Raw genomic sequence first — 571 nt, forward strand, 5'->3', positions numbered from 1 at the left:
GTGCCTGAGATCAGGGAAGCGAGAGAGCAAAGATTGGATAAGCTGCTGACACAGCCTTTTCGTTATCGCGAAGGCAAGGGCAAGAACGATGATTAAAAGAAAAAAGTAGATGGAGTAACCAACAAAAACAAATCACAGAGTTCATTATAGAGTTTTGGAGACCCCATCCACCGAAAAGACTTGCCGAATTAACTTTCGACTAATTGGCGTTTTTTATTTAATTGCGTAATGCCAATAAACAAGCCTATGACTCCAAATACAGCACAAACTAAAGCGCTAGTGTTGACGTGTTGCTGCGTTTCGAAGGAGCTGTACACAAAAGCGAGACTGAAGAAAATGGTGCCAAAACTCAAACCTGTTAACGCACTAAAACCGGCAAAACTCGCCAAGTCTTTAAAATCGTTCATAACGAATCCCTGTTGATAATCCTTAAATGTGTGAGTAGATAAAGTTAACGAAATATCTGACGCGATTGCTGGTGCTTTCGCGCATTCCAAAGCCAGATGGAAACGCCCAACGAAAAGCCCAAGAACAGCGTTTTCATTTGCAGAGCCACATTGTTGTCCAATAT

1 protein-coding gene and 1 pseudogene are annotated in these 571 nt (G+C 41.9%); one reads left to right on the plus strand and one right to left on the minus strand.

Features of this window, described 5'->3' with window-relative positions; genetic code table 11:
- A pseudogene (locus R7Q46_RS29010) lies at positions 1 to 96 on the plus strand (sterol desaturase family protein); the annotation flags it as partial.
- A 92-nt stretch (positions 97 to 188) separates the two neighbouring features.
- Here R7Q46_RS29010 and R7Q46_RS29015 read toward each other — a convergent pair.
- Positions 189 to 407: a hypothetical protein gene (locus tag R7Q46_RS29015; RefSeq protein WP_025535178.1), complete on the minus strand. Its 219-nt coding sequence runs from the start codon at positions 405 to 407 to the stop codon at positions 189 to 191.
- Positions 408 to 571: the final 164 nt, after the last annotated feature.

It is taken from the genome of Vibrio sp. 811 (assembly GCF_033339195.1).